Source organism: Agrobacterium sp. 16-172Ci (assembly GCF_053522725.1).
Genome location: NZ_JBNWBW010000032.1, coordinates 1 through 18,446, shown reverse-complemented (window position 1 = coordinate 18,446; position 18,446 = coordinate 1). Strand labels below are relative to the sequence as shown.

The following is an 18,446-nucleotide window of genomic DNA, read 5'->3' as shown; positions in this document are numbered from 1 at the left end:
CCTGGCACAATTGGTTGCGCCATAAACAGCCCTCGCCCGCTTTGGTTCCGCCGCTCGTCAGCGATCCCCATCAAGGTAGGAGCTATATTGAACATAGTCCGCGCTCGGTTGCCCACCGACGATCTCCGGCGGTCGACCTTCACCACCGGGCAGATGGCCAGTGTTTTCGAGCTCCGCCCGCAGAAGCTTTTCGATAGCCCTTTCCCGGGGCAAGGCGTTATCCGCCATGTAGAGGGCGACGGCCAGTTCCATGTCATCCGGAAAATTCATCAGCTCAGCCATCCGTTCAAGCAATCAAGCCCAAACGCAGGACCTTGCAAAAAGTTCAACTTCGCCGCCCTCGGCGCGGGGCTTTATCAATCCCCGTCCAGTCACTTCTGATGGGGCCATATCCCGGTTTTGTGGCGCTCGGGCATAGACTTCCATTCAGTACCCAACACGTGTTTTGCCACGTGCTTCGTGCATACAGATTGCACTTTTCCGCTCTTCTCGTCGCCATTTCGACGAAAAATACCCTCGACTCAAGCGATTGAAACCAATCACGGAAAAACGCAAACGAAAGCTAAATGGAACTTAGTTTTCATTACTTTGCATTAACCATAGAAATCCACCGGCTGCACTGTTGCTACACCACCCTCATGCGAATCTCTTTCTACTTGCGGAAACGGCGTTAATGTAACTTCCGTCTGCTTTTTCCGCAAGCGATGACCATTTCGCGCGGCCGTGCGAACTCACGAAAGCATGTTCGCCTCCATGGTGTCCTTACGCCCTCGCAACTGCGCCAGAAGCATTGTCTGCACATCGAAGCCGCCTTCCTGCGCCTTACGGGTCAGATTACGCAGATATCCGCCGAGCGAGCTTATCTGGTCCGCTTTCTGCAAAAGGCATGCGAGAATGGCTGCCGTTCCCTGTCGGCCGAAAGTGAGGAGGGCATCCTGATACGCCGACTGGCTGATGTTGAACATGGTTTTGATGACGGATGTCGCCACTTCAAGATCGCGCCATCCGGTAACCGCTCCGCCTGGGGCATAGAGCGAGATATCCGGGCAAGCCTTCAAAACCAAAACAATATCAGGAACAAAAAATTGCTTATGAAGAACAGGCTTTGCTGACTGCGGCGAAGCTTTTGCACTGACGGGCGCCACATATGCCGGCTGGGTGCTTGCTGTGCTGGCAGGTGCAACGGTTGCCGGTTCGCACAAATCTTGCCGTTCAGATATGGATTCGGATTCTGAATTCTTTATGAGGCGCTCATTTTGGCAGTCATTGCCGCCCGTTTTTTCCGATTTTTCAATATTTTCCAGATAGTTGGTCACTTCCGCGCGCAAAGAGGCCAAAAATCCGGCGATTTCCCGAAGCTCCGCAGGCTTGGAATTGCGGCCGAGAGAGCGGGCAATGGCATTGTAGCGGGTCTGAAACCCTTCGAAGGTTTCGACTTCTCCCCTCGCGGCAATCATCTCGCAGAGTTTCTGGATATCGCGGCGGCAAAGACTGATATTTTCACGAAGCCGCTGAAGATCGAGCCGCTCGCTGACGATGCGTTCGGCCAGTTCCTCGATTTCCGCTTTGCGGGCAAGAAGCGGCGCCAGCGAAAAACCGTAAGCCTCGCTGATTTCCCCTCCCCTATGCTTGCGCGCGTATCGTTTTCCGTTCGGGCTGTCCTTGCGAATGATAAGACCGGCCTCGACAAGAGCCGAAAGATGCCGGCGCAATGTCTGCTCGGCCATGCCATGGGCCCTGAGTGACAATTGCGTATTCGACGGGAAGACGACCAATCCGGCTTCGCTGGAAAGCTCGTTCTTCGGATAAAAACTCAAAAGCGCGTTCAGAACCGCGAGCGAGCGATCAGTCACGCCGAGCAATGGCCTGGCTTCGCAGACCGAACGATAGAGTTTCCATTTATCGACCGCTTCGATTTTCTTGTTTTTCTGCGCGGCAAACTGGGTTGCGAGGACGCCAAACGACATCGCTCGCCGCCCAAAGGGCGTCGTTACACATGTGCTGTCCATGTCTTTCACCTTTCACAAGGCAAAAGAAAATCGCTCACCGAAAAATTCGATGCCAAGACTCTTGACTATGATTCGCGGAAATGAGATTCTTCGGGTGCTTAAATCAAAGAAAGGCTTCCGCGCGGCAACGTTCGGGGGCTTTTTTCTTTTGTGATGCGTCTCCTGTTAGTCGTTCGAGTTAAAAATCACTGCTTGGACCGGTATTCGGCATACAGCGTCTGAAGATGTTCGAGAACGAACTCGGCAAATTCCGGGGCTTCGTTCTTGTCGATGGAGATATCCAGCTTGCGGTCGCTCTCGACCACCTTTGCCAGTCGGCCGCCGGTTTGCGATGACCAGACGCCGGTTTTTTTCGCCTGCGCCTTGGGCTTCAGAAAATCCAGAAGCGACTTGAAACGTTCTTCCGATGGCAGGGCGGCAACCGATGCGTCCTTGACATAGGCGCGGGCTGCTTCCTTGACCTGAGAGGAGGAAAGCTGATCGGCAAGATCCATCCAGTTACGACGGCCGACAGTCGGGGCCGGGCCAATCAGATCGACCAAATCTTCGGGAATACGGCCGACAACCGAAAGCATGTTGGAGAGATCGCCCTTGTGCAGCGACATGGCGGCCATGATCGTATCGCGAGGAAACCGCATTTGCAGTTTCTGGGCAAAACGCGCCTTTTCGATATAGGTGAGGTCGCGGCGCTCGTTGTTTTCCTGTCCCTGGGCAACGACAAGCTGCTCGTCGCTGAGATCACGAACGACCGCCTTGACCGGAATACCGAGGCTGGAAACGGCGCGCAGGCGACGATGGCCGAAGGCGACCTGATAACGGCCGGGGAATTCGGGATGCGGGCGCACCAGAATGGGAACCTGCTGGCCCTGTTCACGAATGGCCTCTATCAGGCCAGCATCCGCCTCTTCCGAGGCTGGCATGCGATCCGGTATGAAAGAGGGATCGATGTCGGCAGGGTTGAGCGAAACGATCGTAAGACCTTCGGCGAGCTGCTTTTCGATCTCTTCTGCCCGCTTGGCGCGTTCCGATACTTCGTTGAGCGACTGGCCGATCATGCCGACCGGGGAATTCAGAACATCCGTCACGAGTTCAGGAGAACCGAGGATGGGCCGGATACGCGGACGCGACCGCTCGGTGGCAGCCTCGTTGCTGTCTGCGCCCGGTGTACCGAGATTGGCGAAAATCTGTTTTCTGCTCATGCTGCCCTACCCCACGCTTTTTTAATCAGTCCTTCGATTTCAGCGTTTACGTTGTTCATGGCTTCCAGCGCGCGGTCATAGGTGGACCGGGTGAACTGGGTTCTTTCCACTTCGAAAAGTGTCTGGTTGGTCAGTCCGGCATCCGAGACGGCCGTGCTCTTCAGCATCGGGTGGATGAGGACGTTTTCACCGAAAATCGAGCGCAGGAACGCGACCATCTGGTTTTGCGGCCCATCGCTCGGTTCAAAACGGGTGATCAGGTAACGCATCCAGTTGTAGTCGGAACGCGCGCCCGCCCTGCCGATTTCAGCGAGAAGATCGCCGGTCATGGCAAGGAACTGGTTCATCGACATCACATCGAGCATTTGCGGATGAACGGTGACGAGAACCGATGTGGCGGCCGTCAGCGCCGAAAGTGTCAGATAACCGAGCTGCGGCGGGCAATCGATGACTACAACGTCATAGAAGTTCTGCGCCTGGGCTATTGCCTGGCCAATGCGGGCAAAAAACAAGGTATCTCCCGGTGCGCGACGCATCAGGGCGCGGGGCGTGTCGTGTTCGAATTCCATAAGCTCCAGGTTGCCCGGAACGATATGGAGATTTGGAATATAGGTGCCACGAACGATCTCGGCGATCGGCCGGCGTTCGTCGTCGTAACGGATCGCGCCATAAAGCGTTTCATTCGGACCGACATCAATCTCCGGCTGATGACCGAAGAGAGCGGACAGACTGGCTTGCGGATCGAGATCGATGGCAAGTACCCGGTAACCGCGCAGCGCCAGATATTGCGCCAGATGCGCAGATGTCGTGGTTTTGCCCGAACCGCCCTTGAAGTTCATGACCGCAATGACCTGCAACTCTTCACCGTCACGGCGATGCGGCAGATAACGGCGTGTGCCACGCGCGCCCTGATCGAGGAATTTTCTGATCTCGTCCATATCCTCGACGGAATAGGAACGACGGCCGGAAGCCTGCGCCGCATCGAGCTCCGGACGCTCGGCGGCGATCTGGCGAAGATAGGCTTCGCCGATGCCGATCAACCGTGCGGTTTCCGCCGGTGAAAAATGGCGCATGCTCTTTTCGGTGTGCGGTGAAAATGTATTTGCATTATGAGCCTGCAATTGGGCTGACAACGCAGCCGAATGCTGTTGTATAAGACTCGTCAGGTCGGGTGCTCCTGCGGCACGTCTTAAATCGGCACTCTGTGTCATCGGTCTTCTTTCGCTCGAAATTGCAGTAGCGGTTTTTTTCGAAAAAGGCGGTTTTTTCCGCAACTGAGATATAAGCGCCGATTCTCTTTTTGGCGCAATAGGCTTTTTTCCCAGGTTGGAAAGTGCCGCTAAAGCATTGTGGAAGAATCACATTTGCTTTTTGTGACGGTTTGACGGTTAGCCGCGGCTAACTTCTCGTTGTCGATCATAATGAAGGGCGTCGTTGCGCCTTTTGGCGCCCCAGATATCCGTCCCGTGCGGAAGTTTGCCGCGGCTAACTTTGGGGTTGATCTTCTTTGGCTCCGATAATCCCGGCGGCAGAAAGTGAAGGGTGGACATTCGCATCTGTTTAATCTCTACTCGTTGACTAGAGTATCGTTGGGTTCGACACCCGTCGTCTGGCTTTTCAAGCTGCCGCAGGTTGGAGGAATGAATGTCCTATGATGTCGCTCTCGTCGGGTCGGGTTTTTCGGCCATCTGTACCGCCGCCCATCTTTTATCGTCTCTGCCGGCGGAAGCCTCTATCGCTATCGTCGGTGATGAGTCGGATTTCGGGCGCGGCACCGCCTATCGCACGGAACTGCCCTATCATCGTCTGAATGTGCCGGCCGGGCGGATGAGTGTCTTCCCTGACAGGCCTGATGACTTTGTCGACTGGTTGGCGGAAAACGGGATCGCGGACAATCCCCTTCTGTTCGCCTCGCGCGGTGATTACGGTCTTTATCTTCGCGACAGGTTGGCCGGCCTGCTCAGAAGCAGGGAGCAACGAGCCCGGGTGGACTTCGTTCGGGCCAAGGCTTCGGCCTGTCGGCCGGATGGTGCAGGCGGATTTTCTTTTACACTGGAAAATGGTGAGCAGCTGCGCGCGCAGAATGTCGTTCTGTGTCTCGGTGTCGGCGCTGCGAGTTTGCCGGTGCAAACTGTCGCAAGGGAAGAAGAGGGGCCGCAACGTATCATTGGCCACTGCTGGCAGCCGGGATGGTTGTCCAAAATCAAAGCAGGGGATCGTATCTGCATTCTGGGCTCGGGCCTGACGATGATCGATCAGGTTTTGACTTTGCGAGGAAAGGGACATCAAGGGCCAATCCACGTCCTGTCCCGTCGTGGTCTGGTGCCGCATCCGCATGTCAGCCCACCGTCACCGCCCGTGGAGCCGAATTTACCCGAAGGCTCGACGGAGATTAGCTGGTTGCTGCACTCTCTGCGCAAGCAGGTGCGCGATGGGGCGCCGTGGCGCGCCGTCATGGATGGCTTGCGGCCGCAAACCCAATCGCTTTGGCAACGTCTTACACCTGCGCAACGCGGCCGGTTCCTTCGGCATGCCTTGCCGTGGTGGAACATCCATCGGCACCGTATCGCGCCGGAAGTGTCTCGCGCCTTCGGGAAGTTGCTTTCAGATGGTGTTCTTGAAATTCATGCAGGTTACCTTCGCTCCATGGAAGAAGGGGAGGAGGGGATCGCCGTGCGTTACCGCCGCAGGCATACGCAGATATTGAAGGAGCTGCAGGTCGATTGGGTCGTCAATTGCACGGGAATGGAGCGGGCCGGCATCGGCCATTCGCGGCTTCTTGAAACGATGCGTGGGGACGGTGTTATTTTGCTCGATCCCTTCGGGCTCGGTGTAGAAGTCGATCGCCAGTCTCGTTTGCTGCGGACTGACGGACGAAGCTGGCCCGGTCTTTTCGCCGCCGGTGCGTTGACGGCGGGCCGCTTCTGGGAAATTACCGCCGTTCCGGATATTCGTGTGCAGGCGCAGAAGATCGCGCAAGAGATCACGGACAGAGTGACAGCGAGCGATCGGCTTTCCGCACGGGGATGAGCTGGTGAAGGGCCGGCCGCAGTCAGACGTGCCTAGTACCTGTCCTAAGAGGTTAGCCGCGGCAAACTTGTTCTCTGAATAATGTGCTGGAAATTCCATGGATGCCCAATTGGCGAGTGGAACGCAGCGCGAATGCCGATGGGAACCGCAAGATAAGCGCGCTGTTCTTACTTGAATCATGGCATATATCGACCATAAGCCGTATATTTCCCTGTAATCAACAGCAGAAAGCGTGGCGGCGGATTTCGCACGTAATGTGCCCGATTGCTAAATAATTTACATTGCTTATGGAAATGCGCCATGAAATCGGCTACAAATCGCGAAAATTTCTGAAATTATGAAAATAATTTGCGAGGACTTATGCAAAAGCCGAAACTGATACGATATGAGGCGGCGGACAATCAGGCTGGTGGACAGCGGCGACCATTTGCCAAGGCCGTCCGGGCCGGCGATTTCGTTTATGTTTCCGGGCAGGTGCCGACCGTCGATGGCGAGGTGGTGACCGGCGGAATCGTGGCGCAGACCGAGCAGGTGGTTGCGAATATCAAGGATGTTCTGGCGCTTGCCGATTGTACGCTTGCGGATGTGGTCAAGGTCAATGTCTGGCTGGACGATGCCCGGGATTTTTCGAGCTTTAACGCTGTCTTCCAGAAATATTTCATCGATCATCCGCCCGCACGCTCCACCGTGCAATCTCCGTTGATGGTCGATGCCAAGGTGGAAATGGACGTTATCGCCTATAAGCCGCTGACCTGAAGCCCAATTTGCCGATGTTTGAGAGTAGATGATGACCTATCCCTGGCCTGATGCGGGCACACCCCTCAATGCGATTTCGACGCCGATGCCTGTCATCGACGAGGACAGGCTCGCCGCCAATATCCTCAGGGCGCAATCTTATCTGGATGATCACGGCAAGGCCTTTCGGCCGCATATCAAGACGCACAAGATACCCGCCGTCGCAAAGCAGCAGCTTCAGGCCGGTGCCATCGGCATTAATTGCCAGAAAGTCAGTGAGGCGGAGGTTTTTGCGGATGCCGGTTTTGATGACATTCTGATTACCTATAATATTCTCGGTGCAGCAAAGCTGTCGCGGCTGAAGGCGCTGAATGCGCGCATCGGCCGGTTGAGCGTGGTTGCCGATAGCGTGGTCACGATTGCCGGCCTTGCCGATACATTCGATGCGGCAAGGCCGCTTGCCGTACTGATCGAATGCGACACGGGCGGTAAGCGCTGCGGTGTGCAGACGCCGGAAGCGGCACTGGCGCTTGCGGAAAAGATCGCGGCGGCACCGGGCCTCACATTCAAGGGCATTTTGACCTATCCGGCACCGGGAGGCGCCGCGACGGTGGAAAATTTCCTTCGCGAGACCATGGCATTGCTGGCGGCAAAGGGCATGGATTGCCCGGTGCGATCCAGCGGCGGTTCTCCGGATTTTTACGCCGCGCATCTCGTTCCTTCCGCCACCGAACATCGGGCCGGCACCTATGTTTATAATGATCGCGCCATGCTGCGCGCCGGACATTGCACAGCGGGCGATCTCGCCATGCATGTTCTTGCCACCGTCATATCGCGACCGACAGCCGATCGGGCGGTGCTGGATTGCGGCTCCAAGGCCCTGACCTCGGATCTTCTGGGTTTCAGCGATTACGGGCTGCTCGAAGGCTATGACGGTGCGAAAATCATCTCGCTTTCGGAAGAACATGCGGTCGTCGATCTATCCGGCTGCGCCTCGGGCCGGCCTGAAATCGGCGATGTGGTCAAGGTCGTTCCGAACCACACCTGCGTTGTCAGCAATCTTTTCGACAGGATGGTTTTCCATCGAAACGGTGTCGTGACGCGGGTTGAGCAGGTCGCGGCGCGCGGTACAGTCTGGTAAAATTACCCGGCTAATTAAATCCTGAAATAAAGCTGCCGAAGGGCAGATTGCGGTAACGAGAATCTAGAGACATGCGCATCTTCACGGCGTCACTCGCCACCGAAACCAACACGTTTTCACCTGTCCCGACGGATATGGACGCCTTTCGCGCGGCTTTTTATGCCGGGCCGGGGGAACATCCCGAAACGCCGACGCTCTGCTCGTCGCCAGTGCCGATCTTGCGCCGTCGTGGTAAGGCGGAAGGGTTCACGGTAATAGAGGGAACTTCCTGCTGGGCGGAACCGGCGGGCCTCATCCAGCGCCAGACCTATGAAACGCTGCGGGATACGATTCTCGCAGAACTCAGCGCCGCAATGCCGATCGATGCGGTGGTGCTCGGTCTGCACGGCGCCATGGTGGCACAGGGTTATGATGATCCGGAAGGGGATTTCCTGTCGCGCGTCCGCGCATTGGTCGGACCGGATGTGCTGGTTGCGGCGGAATTCGATCCGCACAGCCATCTGACGCCGCTTCGGGTCAAAAATCTCGATATAATGGCGACGTTTCTGGAGTTTCCACATACGGATTTCGAAGAGCGCGGCGAGCATGTAGTGGAAATGGCGCTGCGCACGCTTCGGGGGGAGATCAAGCCGGTCATCTCCACTTTCGATTGCCGCATGATCACCATTTATCCCACCAGCCGCGAGCCGATGCGCTCTTACGTCGACCGACTGAAGGCGATGGAAGGCAGGGATGGCATCCTGTCGATCTCCGTCATTCACGGTTTTATGGCGGGCGATGTGCCGGATATGGGAACGCGCATCGTTGTCGTGACCGATAATGACAGGGCAAAGGGCGATGCGCTGGCCGAAAAGCTCGGCCATGAGCTTTATGCCATGCGAAAACTGACCGCCATGCCGATGCTGGATACGGAATCGGGTCTCGACCAGGTTCTTGCCATTCGCAGCAACAATCCGGACAGGCCGGTCGTCGTATCGGATATCTGGGACAATCCGGGCGGCGGCGTCGCCGGTGACGCGACCCATATTCTGCGGCGCATGGTGGAGCGCGGCATGGACAATATCGCCGTCGCGACGATCTGGGACCCGATTGCGGTGTCTTTCTGTCACGCGGCGGGCGAGGGGGCCGAGATCGATCTGCGCATCGGCGGCAAATCCAGCCCGGAAGGCGGCGAGCCGCTCGATTTCCGCATAAAGGTGATGCGCACGACTGAGGCCGGCTGGCAGAGTTTCCGCAACAGCCGCGTCACGCTCGGCCGTGCCGCCGTCGTTCGGCCGCTCGGTACGCAGATCGATATCATCCTCATCACCAGCCGCACGCAAACTTATGAGCCGGATATCTTTTCCAACCTCGGCGTCGATTTTGCGAAGAAAGACGTGCTGTTGGTCAAGTCCACCAACCATTTTCATGCGGGGTTTGCGCCGGTCGCCTCCGAGATCGTTTACATAGCGGCTCCGACATCCTATCCGACCGATCCGGCAAAAACGCCCTATCGCAAGGCGAGCCTGGAGCTTTGGCCCCGCGTGGCCGATCCGCTGGGCCTGGACTGAGGCGGCAGCGGTTTGGGCATTATCTGGATGAAACTGTGAAGCCTTTCCCTGAAGGCTTCAGAGACGCTCGAGGGTGATCAGGAAAAACGCGCTTTCGCTTCGATCTCCTTCGACGGTGAACGGTAAACCGCCTTCGATCAGCAGACCATCCAGCTTCCCCAATCGGTTCTCGCCTTCACCGGTTAAAACCGCCAGCGGGTCGAGCGCCAGAACAAGCGTCGTGTTTCCGGCGGCTTTTCCCGAAAACGGGCCGGAATGCCTTTTAACGACATGACGAAAGCGCGAGCGGCGGGTCATGACGTTCAGATCGGTGATCGCGCCATCAGGCAGGGTCGCATTCACGGGAACATCGGCCGGAAAGGGCAGGGGTGGGCTTTCCATTGTCAGCAACAGCGGATCGCCCGCCGCAATTGCCAACGCCATGCCGTTTCCCTCAAGAATGGAGAGGGTGCGGTCTATGCCGGGGAAGATCGAAAACGGCCCGTCGCTCGCCACTGTCGCCATGCTGATGCGCCAGTCGAAATTCTCGACGGAAGACGTCGGTGGAAAGATGGCGATTTCCACCGTCTCGCCGCCGCCGTTTTTCCAGGGCATTCGCTTGTAATCGCTTGCGCGCAGCAGGGTCATGGTTTTCCACTTTTGAGAGGGATCGGCCGGAAAAGGTGTTTCTCTTTCCGGCCGAAAGAGGATCAATTGCCGAGAATGCCGGGCAGGCGCAGGCCCTGTTCCTTGGCGCATTCCACGGCGATGTCGTAACCGGCATCGGCATGGCGCATGACGCCGGTTGCCGGGTCATTCCACAGCACGCGCTCCAGCCGGCGAGCGGCATCGTCGGTGCCATCGGCGCAGATGACCATGCCGGAATGCTGCGAGAAGCCCATGCCGACGCCGCCGCCGTGGTGCAACGACACCCAGGTCGCGCCGGATGCGGTGTTGAGCAGCGCGTTCAGGAGCGGCCAGTCGGAAACGGCGTCCGAGCCATCCTTCATGGCCTCGGTCTCGCGGTTGGGCGAGGCGACGGAGCCGGAATCCAGATGGTCGCGTCCGATGACGATCGGCGCCTTCAGCTCACCGTTCTTGACCATTTCGTTGAAGGCGAGGCCGAGACGGTGGCGGTCGCCAAGGCCGACCCAGCAAATACGCGCCGGCAGGCCCTGAAAAGCGATGCGCTCGCGCGCCATGTCCAGCCAGTTGTGCAGGTGCTTGTTGTCTGGCAACAGTTCCTTCACCTTGGCGTCGGTCTTGTAGATGTCTTCCGGATCGCCGGAAAGGGCCGCCCAGCGGAACGGGCCGATGCCGCGGCAAAACAGCGGGCGGATATAGGCCGGCACGAAGCCCGGAAAGGCGAAGGCGTTTTCGAGGCCCTCATCCTTGGCGACCTGGCGGATATTGTTGCCGTAATCGAGCGTCGGAACGCCGGCGTTCCAGAAATCGACCATGGCCTGCACATGCACCTTCATCGAGGCGCGAGCGGCAGCCGCAACGGCCTTCGGGTCGCTTTCCTGCTTGGCGCGCCATTCGGCAACGGTCCATCCGGCCGGAAGGTAACCATGGACGGGATCGTGCGCCGAGGTCTGGTCGGTAACGATATCGGGGCGAACGCCACGACGGACGAGTTCCGGGAAGATTTCCGCCGCATTGCCGATCAGGCCGACGGATTTCGCCTCGCCCGCCTTGGTCCACTGGTCGATCAGGGCCAGTGCCTCATCGAGCGTATGCGCCTTCGCATCGACATAACGGGTGCGCAGGCGGAAATCGACGCGGGTTTCATCGCATTCGACGGCAAGGCAGCAGGCGCCGGCCATGACGGCAGCCAGCGGCTGTGCGCCGCCCATGCCGCCGAGACCGCCGGTCAGGATCCATTTGCCCTTCAGGTTGCCGTCATAATGCTGGCGGCCGGCTTCCACGAAGGTTTCATAGGTGCCCTGCACGATGCCCTGCGTGCCGATATAGATCCACGAACCGGCCGTCATCTGGCCGTACATGGCAAGGCCCTTCTTATCCAGCTCGTTGAAATGATCCCAGTTCGCCCAATGCGGCACCAGGTTGGAATTGGCGATCAGCACGCGCGGCGCATCCTTGTGGGTGCGGAACACGCCGACCGGCTTGCCGGACTGCACGACGAGGGTTTCGTCCTCGTTCAAATCCTTCAGCGTCGCGACGATGCGGTCGAAATCGTCCCAGGTGCGGGCGGCGCGGCCGATGCCGCCATAAACCACCAGCTCATGCGGGCGCTCGGCCACGTCAGGGTCGAGATTGTTCATCAACATGCGCAGCGGCGCTTCCGTCATCCAGCTTTTGGCATTGAGGTCAGTGCCCTGCGGCGAGCGGACATCGCGAATATTGTGGCGTGGATTGTTCATGTGCTTTCCCCTTATCGTTTCGTGTCGAGCGCAAATTTTTCCATGCGCGTGAGAATGGTTTTGAGATAAGAGCGAAGCCGTTCGGCCTTGCCCGTGTCATAGGCAAAAGGCGGCGTTTCGCTTTGAAGATGCGTGGATTGCGCCAGCTCCATCTGAATGGCGTGCACGCCGCTCTGCGGTTTTCCGTAATGGCGCGTCGTCCAGCCGCCTTTGAAACGACCGTTCAGAATGCTGTCGTAGCCGTCCGCTGCGGCGGTCACCTCAACGGCGATCTTCTCGATGGTCGGATCGCAGGTCTTGCCCATATCCGTGCCGATGTTGAAATCCGGCAGCTTGCCTTCGAACAGGAAGGGAATATGCGAACGGATCGAATGGCAATCATAGAGAATGGCGATGCCGTGGATGGATTTGACCCGCTCGATTTCCGCCGCAACGGCCGCGTGATAGGGCGCGTGGAAGTTTTCCAGACGATAGGCGATATCGTCCGCTGCGGGTTCCTGTCCTTCATTCCAGATCGGCTCGCCGTCGAAATCGGTCTCCGGAACAAGCCCGGTTGTGTTCTGGCCCGGATAAAGGCTTACCCCGGCCGGATCGCGGTTGGCGTCGATCACATAACGATGGAAGGTCGCCCTTACCGTTGTCGCATCCTCGAGAAGGCCGGCATAGAGCTCATGGATATGCCAGTCCGTATCGGCGAGAATCTTGCCGTTATCGTTGAGACGATCCCAAATCTCAGCCGGAACATCCGTGCCGGTGTGAGGTAGTCCGAGGATGATGGGCGAGGTGCCCTGGTGAAGCGTGAAGGGTCTGTTCATCGATTGGCCTCTTCTGCCGTGGGGTTACCCCCCTCTGCCCTGCCGGGCATCTCCCCCTCAAGGGGGGAGATCGGCAAGCGGCGAATGCCTTGCGTCACAATATCTGGGAACGAGCGGGTGCGGCATCTGATCTCCCCCCTTGAGGAGGAGATGCCCGGCAGGGCAGAGGGGGGTAACCCTACGGCAGTGAAGGATAAAGTACTCATCATCTCAAACCTCCAGCTTCGGCAGAATGCCGTCCGAAATCGTCGCGACCAGCGCGCCGGAGGCAATCAATTCCGCCGCAGCCTTCAGGTCCGGCGCCATATAGCGGTCTTCCTCCAGCGAAGGGACCGCCGCGCGCAACGCCGCAATCGCCTTTTGCAGTTCGGGGCTTGTTTTCAGCGGCCCGCGCAACTCCACACCCTGCACGGCTGAAAGCGCCTCGATGCCGAGAATGGCGAAGAGATTGTCCGTCATCGGCAGCAGGCGGCGCGCGCCATGGCAGGCCATGGAGACATGGTCTTCCTGATTGGCGGAGGTGGGTGTGGAATCCACCGAGGCCGGATGCGCCATCTGCTTGTTCTCGCTCATCAGCGCGGCGGAGGTGACTTCGGCGATCATCAGGCCGGAATTCAGCCCGGGCTTCTTCGAAAGAAAGGCGGGCAAGCCATAGGAGAGGGCCGGATCGACCAGCAGCGCCACGCGGCGCTGGGCGATTGCGCCGATCTCACAAATGGCGAGCGCCGTCTGGTCGGCGGCAAAGGCCACCGGTTCGGCGTGGAAATTGCCGCCGGAGACGACGGAATTGTCTGAAAGCACCAGCGGATTGTCGGTCACGGCATTGGCTTCGATTTCCAGCGTGCGGGCCACCTGCCGCAGAAGATCGAGGCAGGCGCCATCCACCTGCGGCTGGCAGCGAATGCAATAGGGATCCTGCACCCGCTCGTCACCTTCGATATGGCTGACGCGGATTTCCGAACCCTCCAGCAGATTACGAAGCGCCGCTCCCGCGTCGATCTGGCCCTTATGACCCCGCAGGCTGTGAATATCGGGATGGAAAGGTGCAGATGAGCCCATGGCGGCATCGGTGGAAAGCGCACCGGTAATAAGTGCCGCCTGTGCTGCGCGGTGGGCTCGGAAAAGACCGGCGAGCGCCAGCGCCGTCGAAGTCTGCGTGCCGTTGATCAGCGCCAGTCCTTCCTTGGCGGCAAGCACCACCGGGGACAGTCCGGCTTTCGCAAGCGCTTCGCCCGCTGGCAGAAGCGCGCCCGCATAAAAGGCCTCGCCTTCGCCCATCATCACCGCCGCCATATGGGCAAGCGGCGCGAGATCGCCGGAAGCCCCAACCGAACCCTTTTCGGGAATGACGGGGATGACGCCCTTCTCCAGCATGGCTTCGATCAGCCGCACAAGTTGCAGCCGCACGCCGGATGCGCCGCGACCGAGCGAAACCAGCTTCAGCGCCATGATCAGCCGCACGACATTTTCAGGAAGCGGCGCGCCGACCCCGCAGCAGTGCGACAGGATGAGATTGCGCTGCAACGTCGCCACATCGGCCGCGTCGATCTTGATTGAAGCGAGTTTGCCGAAACCGGTATTGATGCCATAGACCGGCGCATTGCCGGCAGCGATCTCCGCAATGCGGGCCGCCGCCTTTTCAATGCCTGCATCAAAGCTGCGGTCGAGTTTGGCGCTGCCGTTCTCCCAGTATATCTCGGCGAGATCGGCTAAGGTGACATTGCCGGGGTGAAGCGTGATGGTCTTCATGGTCATGGGAGAACCTTCTGTCCCTTGAAAATGCGGGCGTGGAGCGGATTGAAACCGATGCGGTAGACAAGTTCTGCCGGACGCTCGATGTCCCAGATGGCGAAATCAGCGGATTTTCCAGCCTCCAGCGTGCCGGTTTCCGTAAGCAGGCCGAGCGCCTTTGCCGCGTTGCGTGTCGTCGCGGTCAAGCACTCTTCCACGGTCATGCGGAAAAGCGTTGCGCCCATATTCATGGTCAGCAGCAGGGAGGTGAGCGGCGATGTGCCGGGGTTGCAGTCCGTTGCCAGCGCAATGTCGGCCCCGGCATCGCGCAGGGCCTGCACCGGCGGCAATTGTTTTTCCCTGAGCGCATAGAAAGCGCCGGGAAGAAGCACGGCCACGGTTCCCGCTTTCGCCAGCGCCTTCGCACCGGCCTCATCAAGATATTCCAGATGATCGGCCGAAAGGGCGTTATAGGATGCCGCAAGCTCGGAACCGCCAAGGTTGGAAAGCTGCTCGGCATGCAGTTTGACCGGAAGGCCATACTGTTTTGCAGCCTTGAAAACCCGGTCGATCTCCTCGACGGAAAAGGCGATGCCTTCGCAAAAACCGTCAACCGCATCCGCCAGTCCTTCCGCATGGGCTTTTTCCAGCCCAGGCAGAACGACATCGCCAATATAATCGGCGTTGCGCCCCTTATAGTCTGCAGGTGTCGCATGCGCGGCGAGATAGCTGGTGACGATGCGCACCGGCCGCAATGTCTCGAGCCTGCGGGCGACGCGCAGCATTTTCAGCTCGGTTTCAATGTCGAGACCGTAACCGGATTTGATTTCGACCGTGGAAACGCCTTCGGAAAGAAGCGTGTCGAGGCGCGGCAAAGCCTGCGCCACCAGAGCATCTTCCGAGAGCGCGCGCGTGTCGCGCACCGAAGAAACAATGCCGCCGCCCGCTTTGGCGATCTCTTCATAGGTCGCCCCATTCAGCCGCATCTCGAATTCCATGGCGCGGTTGCCGCCGAAGACGAGATGGGTGTGGCAGTCGATCAGGGCAGGGGTGATCCAGCGGCCGCCGCAATCATTGGTCTCATCGGTTGTCGCCAGATCGGCGGGCAGATCGCTTTCAGGGCCGGCAAAGGCGATGCGGCCGTTACGCACGGCAATGGCGGCATTTTCGACAGCGCCGATGCCTTCCATGGCGGGATTGAAGGTTGCCAGCCGGGCGTTGCGCCACAAAGCCGTGGCGTTCCCCGTCGCCGTTCCGTTTGCAGATTTGTTCCCTGGCATTTGCTTTTCGCCTTTCCTTTGTGCGCTAAATGTATATACATAATAATCGGCTTGGCAAGCTGCAATTTCGTGTCTGAAATGGCCTTGCCGGACAGAACCAAAGGAGAGGGTGGCATGACGGCAATTCACGCGGGCGCAGCGCTTCTGGCGGATGGATGGGCGAAGGATGTTCGCATCGTCTGCGATGGCGGCGTCATCTTATCCGTGGAAACCGGCGTTTCCCCGCAGCCGCAGGATGAGCGACATGCCGTCATTGTCCCGGCCATGCCCAATCTTCACAGCCACGCCTTTCAGCGCGCCATGGCCGGGCTTGCCGAAATCCGTGGTCCGGGTGATGACAGTTTCTGGAGCTGGCGCACCGTCATGTATAAATTCGCGCTCTCCATGACGCCTGACCATGTCGAGGCGGTTGCCGCCCAGCTTTATATGGAAATGCTCGAGGCCGGTTTCGGGCGGGTTGGAGAATTTCACTATCTGCATAATGACAGGGATGGCTCGCATTACGGCAATATCGCCGAAATGGCCGAACGTATCGGCGCGGCCGCCTCGCAGACGGGCATCGGCCTCACATTGCTGCCGGTCTTTTATGCCCATTCCGGTTTCGGCGGCCAGGCGCCAATCGACGGGCAGAAACGTTTCATCCATTCGCTCGACAGTTACGGAAAGCTGATGCAGGGAGCGCAGGCCGTGGTGGACAGGCTGCCGGGCGCCACCCTTGGCATAGCGCCGCACAGCCTGCGTGCGGTGACCGGCGACGAGCTGGCAGCCATCGAGCCGCTGGCAAAAGGCGGGCCGATCCATATTCATGTGGCGGAACAGACGAAAGAAGTGGAAGATTCGCTCGCCTTTTCCGGTGCGAGACCGGTGGAATGGCTGCTTGCAAACGCGCCGGTCGATGGCCGCTGGTGCCTTATCCATGCAACACACATGACGGAAACCGAAACGCGAGGCATGGCAAAAAGCGGTGCTGTTGCCGGTCTTTGCCCTATCACGGAAGCCAATCTCGGCGACGGCATCTTCCCGGCTCCGGCTTTTATCGCTGAAAACGGCCATTATGGCGTCGGATCGGATTCCAACATTCTGATTTCCGTACCGGAAGAGTTGCGAACGCTCGAATATTCGCAACGTCTCTCGCGCCGAGCACGCAATGTCATCGCCGATGCCGGCCGTTCCACGGGAGAAAAACTCTTCCGACAGGCGCTCGAAGGCGGCGGAAGGGCTCTGGCGTCGCGAAACGGTCTGGAAAAAGGGAAAAGCGCCGATTTCGTCGCTCTTGATGTTTCCGTCGTTTCTTATCTTCCGATATCCCAGATTCTCGATCAGTGGATATTCGCGGGCGGCGTTTCTGTCGATTCCGTTTGGGTTCGCGGCAAAAAGCGCGTGCAGGCCGGCCGGCATATCCATCGCCGTGAAATATCCAATCGTTTCAACAAGGTCATGGCTGAACTTCTCGATAGCTGATATGGGCTCGGCAGAAACGGGAAAAAGCCAGCGGGGAAAGGCATTGCGGACGTGACGAAAGCATCAGCCGGGCAGACCCTGCACCAGCGTATCCTCAGTGAGATCGAGGGGCGGATCGTTTCGGGAGAATGGCCGCCGGGCCATCGATTGCCTTTCGAGGTCGACCTCGCCGATCAATATCACTGTTCGCGCATGACGGTGAACAAGGTCATGGGCCAGCTCGCCAAGGCCGGTTTGATCGAACGCCGCAAGAAATCCGGCAGTTTCGTCCGCCAGCCGCAGATCCAGTCCGCCGTTCTTCAAATTCACGATATCGGGGCCGAGGTCGAATCCCTTGGCCTCGACTATGGCTTCAAAATCTTGGAGCGCAAAAGGTGCAGCGCGAAAGGCGCGGATCGTGAGCGGCTCGACGTTTCGGTCGGGACAATTTTGCTCGACATTCTCTGCATCCATTTCGCCGGTGCGCGCGAATTCTGTGTCGAACAGCGCCTCATCAATCTGACGGCCGTGCCGGAAGCGGCTGAAACCGACTTTACCGAAATTGCGCCAGGCCCCTGGCTGCTCGGCCATGTTCCGTGGAGCACTGCCGAACACCGGATCAGTGCCGAAACACCGTCGAAGGAGATCGCGCGCCTGCTCGGCATTTCCGACAGGCAGGCGTGTCTTGTCGTGGAGCGACGTACCTGGAGCAATTCGGGCGCTGTTACCTATGTGCGCTTCACCTATCCCGGCAATGCGCATGCGCTGGTTGCCCGCTTCAGCCCGTCTTCCGACTGATATCTACAAGGCCTCGGCCCCTGTTATTGCGGTATGGAGACCCTATATAGGGGAAGGCCCATCAAGCTTTTCAGTCACCGACAGGAAAAACCGTTAAAAGTCGTTAATTTATACGATAATTTTCAAATTACCTTTTACAATCAGTTAGATATCACATTTCTTGTTTTTTTTGATATTGCTGTGTTGACTTGTTTGAGGGTGTGGATTTATAAGTCCGCTCACTGAACGAGGGCGGCGGCGCTGCTGGCGACGGCGGCTTTCGTTCTGAAGAAATCAAGTTGATGAGCTGAATGCTTGTTGGTTTCCCGGGGTTTAGGCTTTGGGGATTTGGTTTTGTGACTGCTTAGAGTGGTCT

Annotated in this window: 15 protein-coding genes; 6 read left to right on the top strand and 9 right to left on the bottom strand. The window is 58.4% G+C overall.

Annotated features, from left to right (window positions below):
* Positions 1 to 57 precede the first annotated feature (57 nt).
* The 4 genes from ACQZ40_RS22655 to repA form a co-directional block, all read right to left on the bottom strand.
* Positions 58 to 270, bottom strand: a complete 213-nt coding sequence (locus tag ACQZ40_RS22655) for a hypothetical protein (protein WP_065656707.1) — start codon at positions 268 to 270, stop codon at positions 58 to 60.
* A gap of 461 nt (positions 271 to 731) precedes the next feature.
* Positions 732 to 2,009 (bottom strand): plasmid replication protein RepC, encoded by a 1,278-nt coding sequence (gene repC, locus ACQZ40_RS22650; protein ID WP_448748690.1) that lies wholly within the window; start codon positions 2,007 to 2,009, stop codon positions 732 to 734.
* 185 nt (positions 2,010 to 2,194) lie between these two features.
* On the bottom strand, positions 2,195 to 3,208 hold the full coding sequence (gene repB, locus ACQZ40_RS22645) for a plasmid partitioning protein RepB (protein WP_448748689.1): 1,014 nt from the start codon (positions 3,206 to 3,208) through the stop codon (positions 2,195 to 2,197).
* Complete coding sequence (repA, locus tag ACQZ40_RS22640) at positions 3,205 to 4,419, bottom strand: plasmid partitioning protein RepA (protein ID WP_026363408.1); 1,215 nt, start codon at positions 4,417 to 4,419, stop codon at positions 3,205 to 3,207. The genes repB and repA overlap by 4 nt, the downstream gene beginning before the upstream one ends.
* A 433-nt stretch (positions 4,420 to 4,852) precedes the next feature.
* Here repA and ACQZ40_RS22635 point away from each other — a divergent pair, with 433 nt between their 5' ends.
* The 4 genes from ACQZ40_RS22635 to ACQZ40_RS22620 all read left to right on the top strand — a co-directional run bounded on the left by ACQZ40_RS22635 (position 4,853) and on the right by ACQZ40_RS22620 (position 9,664).
* Positions 4,853 to 6,238 carry an FAD/NAD(P)-binding protein gene (locus ACQZ40_RS22635; RefSeq protein WP_448748688.1) on the top strand — a complete coding sequence of 462 codons (1,386 nt, stop codon included), beginning with the start codon at positions 4,853 to 4,855 and terminating at the stop codon, positions 6,236 to 6,238.
* A gap of 360 nt (positions 6,239 to 6,598) precedes the next feature.
* On the top strand, positions 6,599 to 6,994 hold the full coding sequence (locus ACQZ40_RS22630) for a RidA family protein (RefSeq protein ID WP_065656677.1): 396 nt from the start codon (positions 6,599 to 6,601) through the stop codon (positions 6,992 to 6,994).
* A gap of 31 nt (positions 6,995 to 7,025) precedes the next feature.
* A complete protein-coding gene (locus ACQZ40_RS22625) occupies positions 7,026 to 8,114 on the top strand; it encodes a D-TA family PLP-dependent enzyme (protein ID WP_448748709.1) in 1,089 nt (362 codons plus the stop codon).
* Positions 8,115 to 8,185: 71 nt separating this feature from the next.
* Positions 8,186 to 9,664, top strand: coding sequence for a M81 family metallopeptidase (locus ACQZ40_RS22620; protein ID WP_448748687.1), 1,479 nt, complete (start codon positions 8,186 to 8,188; stop codon positions 9,662 to 9,664).
* Between the two features lie 57 nt (positions 9,665 to 9,721).
* Here ACQZ40_RS22620 and ACQZ40_RS22615 read toward each other — a convergent pair whose 3' ends face one another.
* The 5 genes from ACQZ40_RS22615 to hutI form a co-directional block, all read right to left on the bottom strand.
* Entirely contained in the window at positions 9,722 to 10,291 is a 570-nt protein-coding gene (locus tag ACQZ40_RS22615) for a HutD/Ves family protein (RefSeq protein WP_142845592.1), read from the bottom strand.
* Positions 10,292 to 10,353: 62 nt separating this feature from the next.
* Entirely contained in the window at positions 10,354 to 12,027 is a 1,674-nt protein-coding gene (gene hutU, locus ACQZ40_RS22610) for a urocanate hydratase (RefSeq protein WP_059758288.1), read from the bottom strand.
* Positions 12,028 to 12,038: 11 nt separating this feature from the next.
* Positions 12,039 to 12,842 carry an N-formylglutamate deformylase gene (gene hutG, locus ACQZ40_RS22605; protein ID WP_448748686.1) on the bottom strand — a complete coding sequence of 268 codons (804 nt, stop codon included), beginning with the start codon at positions 12,840 to 12,842 and terminating at the stop codon, positions 12,039 to 12,041.
* A gap of 210 nt (positions 12,843 to 13,052) precedes the next feature.
* Positions 13,053 to 14,597: a histidine ammonia-lyase gene (gene hutH, locus ACQZ40_RS22600; protein ID WP_448748685.1), complete on the bottom strand. Its 1,545-nt coding sequence runs from the start codon at positions 14,595 to 14,597 to the stop codon at positions 13,053 to 13,055.
* Complete coding sequence (gene hutI / locus ACQZ40_RS22595) at positions 14,594 to 15,853, bottom strand: imidazolonepropionase (protein ID WP_448748684.1); 1,260 nt, start codon at positions 15,851 to 15,853, stop codon at positions 14,594 to 14,596. Before hutI ends, hutH begins: the two co-directional genes overlap by 4 nt.
* A 114-nt stretch (positions 15,854 to 15,967) precedes the next feature.
* Between hutI and ACQZ40_RS22590 the strand changes: the two genes are divergently transcribed.
* On the top strand, positions 15,968 to 17,314 hold the full coding sequence (locus ACQZ40_RS22590; RefSeq protein WP_125146760.1) for a formimidoylglutamate deiminase: 1,347 nt from the start codon (positions 15,968 to 15,970) through the stop codon (positions 17,312 to 17,314).
* Between the two features lie 51 nt (positions 17,315 to 17,365).
* Complete coding sequence (gene hutC, locus ACQZ40_RS22585) at positions 17,366 to 18,091, top strand: histidine utilization repressor (RefSeq protein WP_125146761.1); 726 nt, start codon at positions 17,366 to 17,368, stop codon at positions 18,089 to 18,091.
* The last annotated feature ends 355 nt before the right edge of the window (positions 18,092 to 18,446 follow it).

What these genes read in the sequence shown, in the direction of transcription:
- repB (WP_448748689.1), bottom strand. Translation starts at nt 3,208, where the DNA reads ATGAGCAGAAAACAGATTTTCGCCAATCTCGGTACACCGGGCGCAGAC.
- ACQZ40_RS22590 (WP_125146760.1), top strand. Translation starts at nt 15,968, where the DNA reads ATGACGGCAATTCACGCGGGCGCAGCGCTTCTGGCGGATGGATGGGCG.
- repC (WP_448748690.1), bottom strand. Translation starts at nt 2,009, where the DNA reads ATGGACAGCACATGTGTAACGACGCCCTTTGGGCGGCGAGCGATGTCG.
- ACQZ40_RS22635 (WP_448748688.1), top strand. Translation starts at nt 4,853, where the DNA reads ATGTCCTATGATGTCGCTCTCGTCGGGTCGGGTTTTTCGGCCATCTGT.
- hutG (WP_448748686.1), bottom strand. Translation starts at nt 12,842, where the DNA reads ATGAACAGACCCTTCACGCTTCACCAGGGCACCTCGCCCATCATCCTC.
- ACQZ40_RS22625 (WP_448748709.1), top strand. Translation starts at nt 7,026, where the DNA reads ATGACCTATCCCTGGCCTGATGCGGGCACACCCCTCAATGCGATTTCG.
- hutU (WP_059758288.1), bottom strand. Translation starts at nt 12,027, where the DNA reads ATGAACAATCCACGCCACAATATTCGCGATGTCCGCTCGCCGCAGGGC.
- ACQZ40_RS22620 (WP_448748687.1), top strand. Translation starts at nt 8,186, where the DNA reads ATGCGCATCTTCACGGCGTCACTCGCCACCGAAACCAACACGTTTTCA.
- ACQZ40_RS22630 (WP_065656677.1), top strand. Translation starts at nt 6,599, where the DNA reads ATGCAAAAGCCGAAACTGATACGATATGAGGCGGCGGACAATCAGGCT.
- hutH (WP_448748685.1), bottom strand. Translation starts at nt 14,597, where the DNA reads ATGACCATGAAGACCATCACGCTTCACCCCGGCAATGTCACCTTAGCC.
- repA (WP_026363408.1), bottom strand. Translation starts at nt 4,419, where the DNA reads ATGACACAGAGTGCCGATTTAAGACGTGCCGCAGGAGCACCCGACCTG.
- hutI (WP_448748684.1), bottom strand. Translation starts at nt 15,853, where the DNA reads ATGCCAGGGAACAAATCTGCAAACGGAACGGCGACGGGGAACGCCACG.
- ACQZ40_RS22655 (WP_065656707.1), bottom strand. Translation starts at nt 270, where the DNA reads ATGAATTTTCCGGATGACATGGAACTGGCCGTCGCCCTCTACATGGCG.
- ACQZ40_RS22615 (WP_142845592.1), bottom strand. Translation starts at nt 10,291, where the DNA reads ATGACCCTGCTGCGCGCAAGCGATTACAAGCGAATGCCCTGGAAAAAC.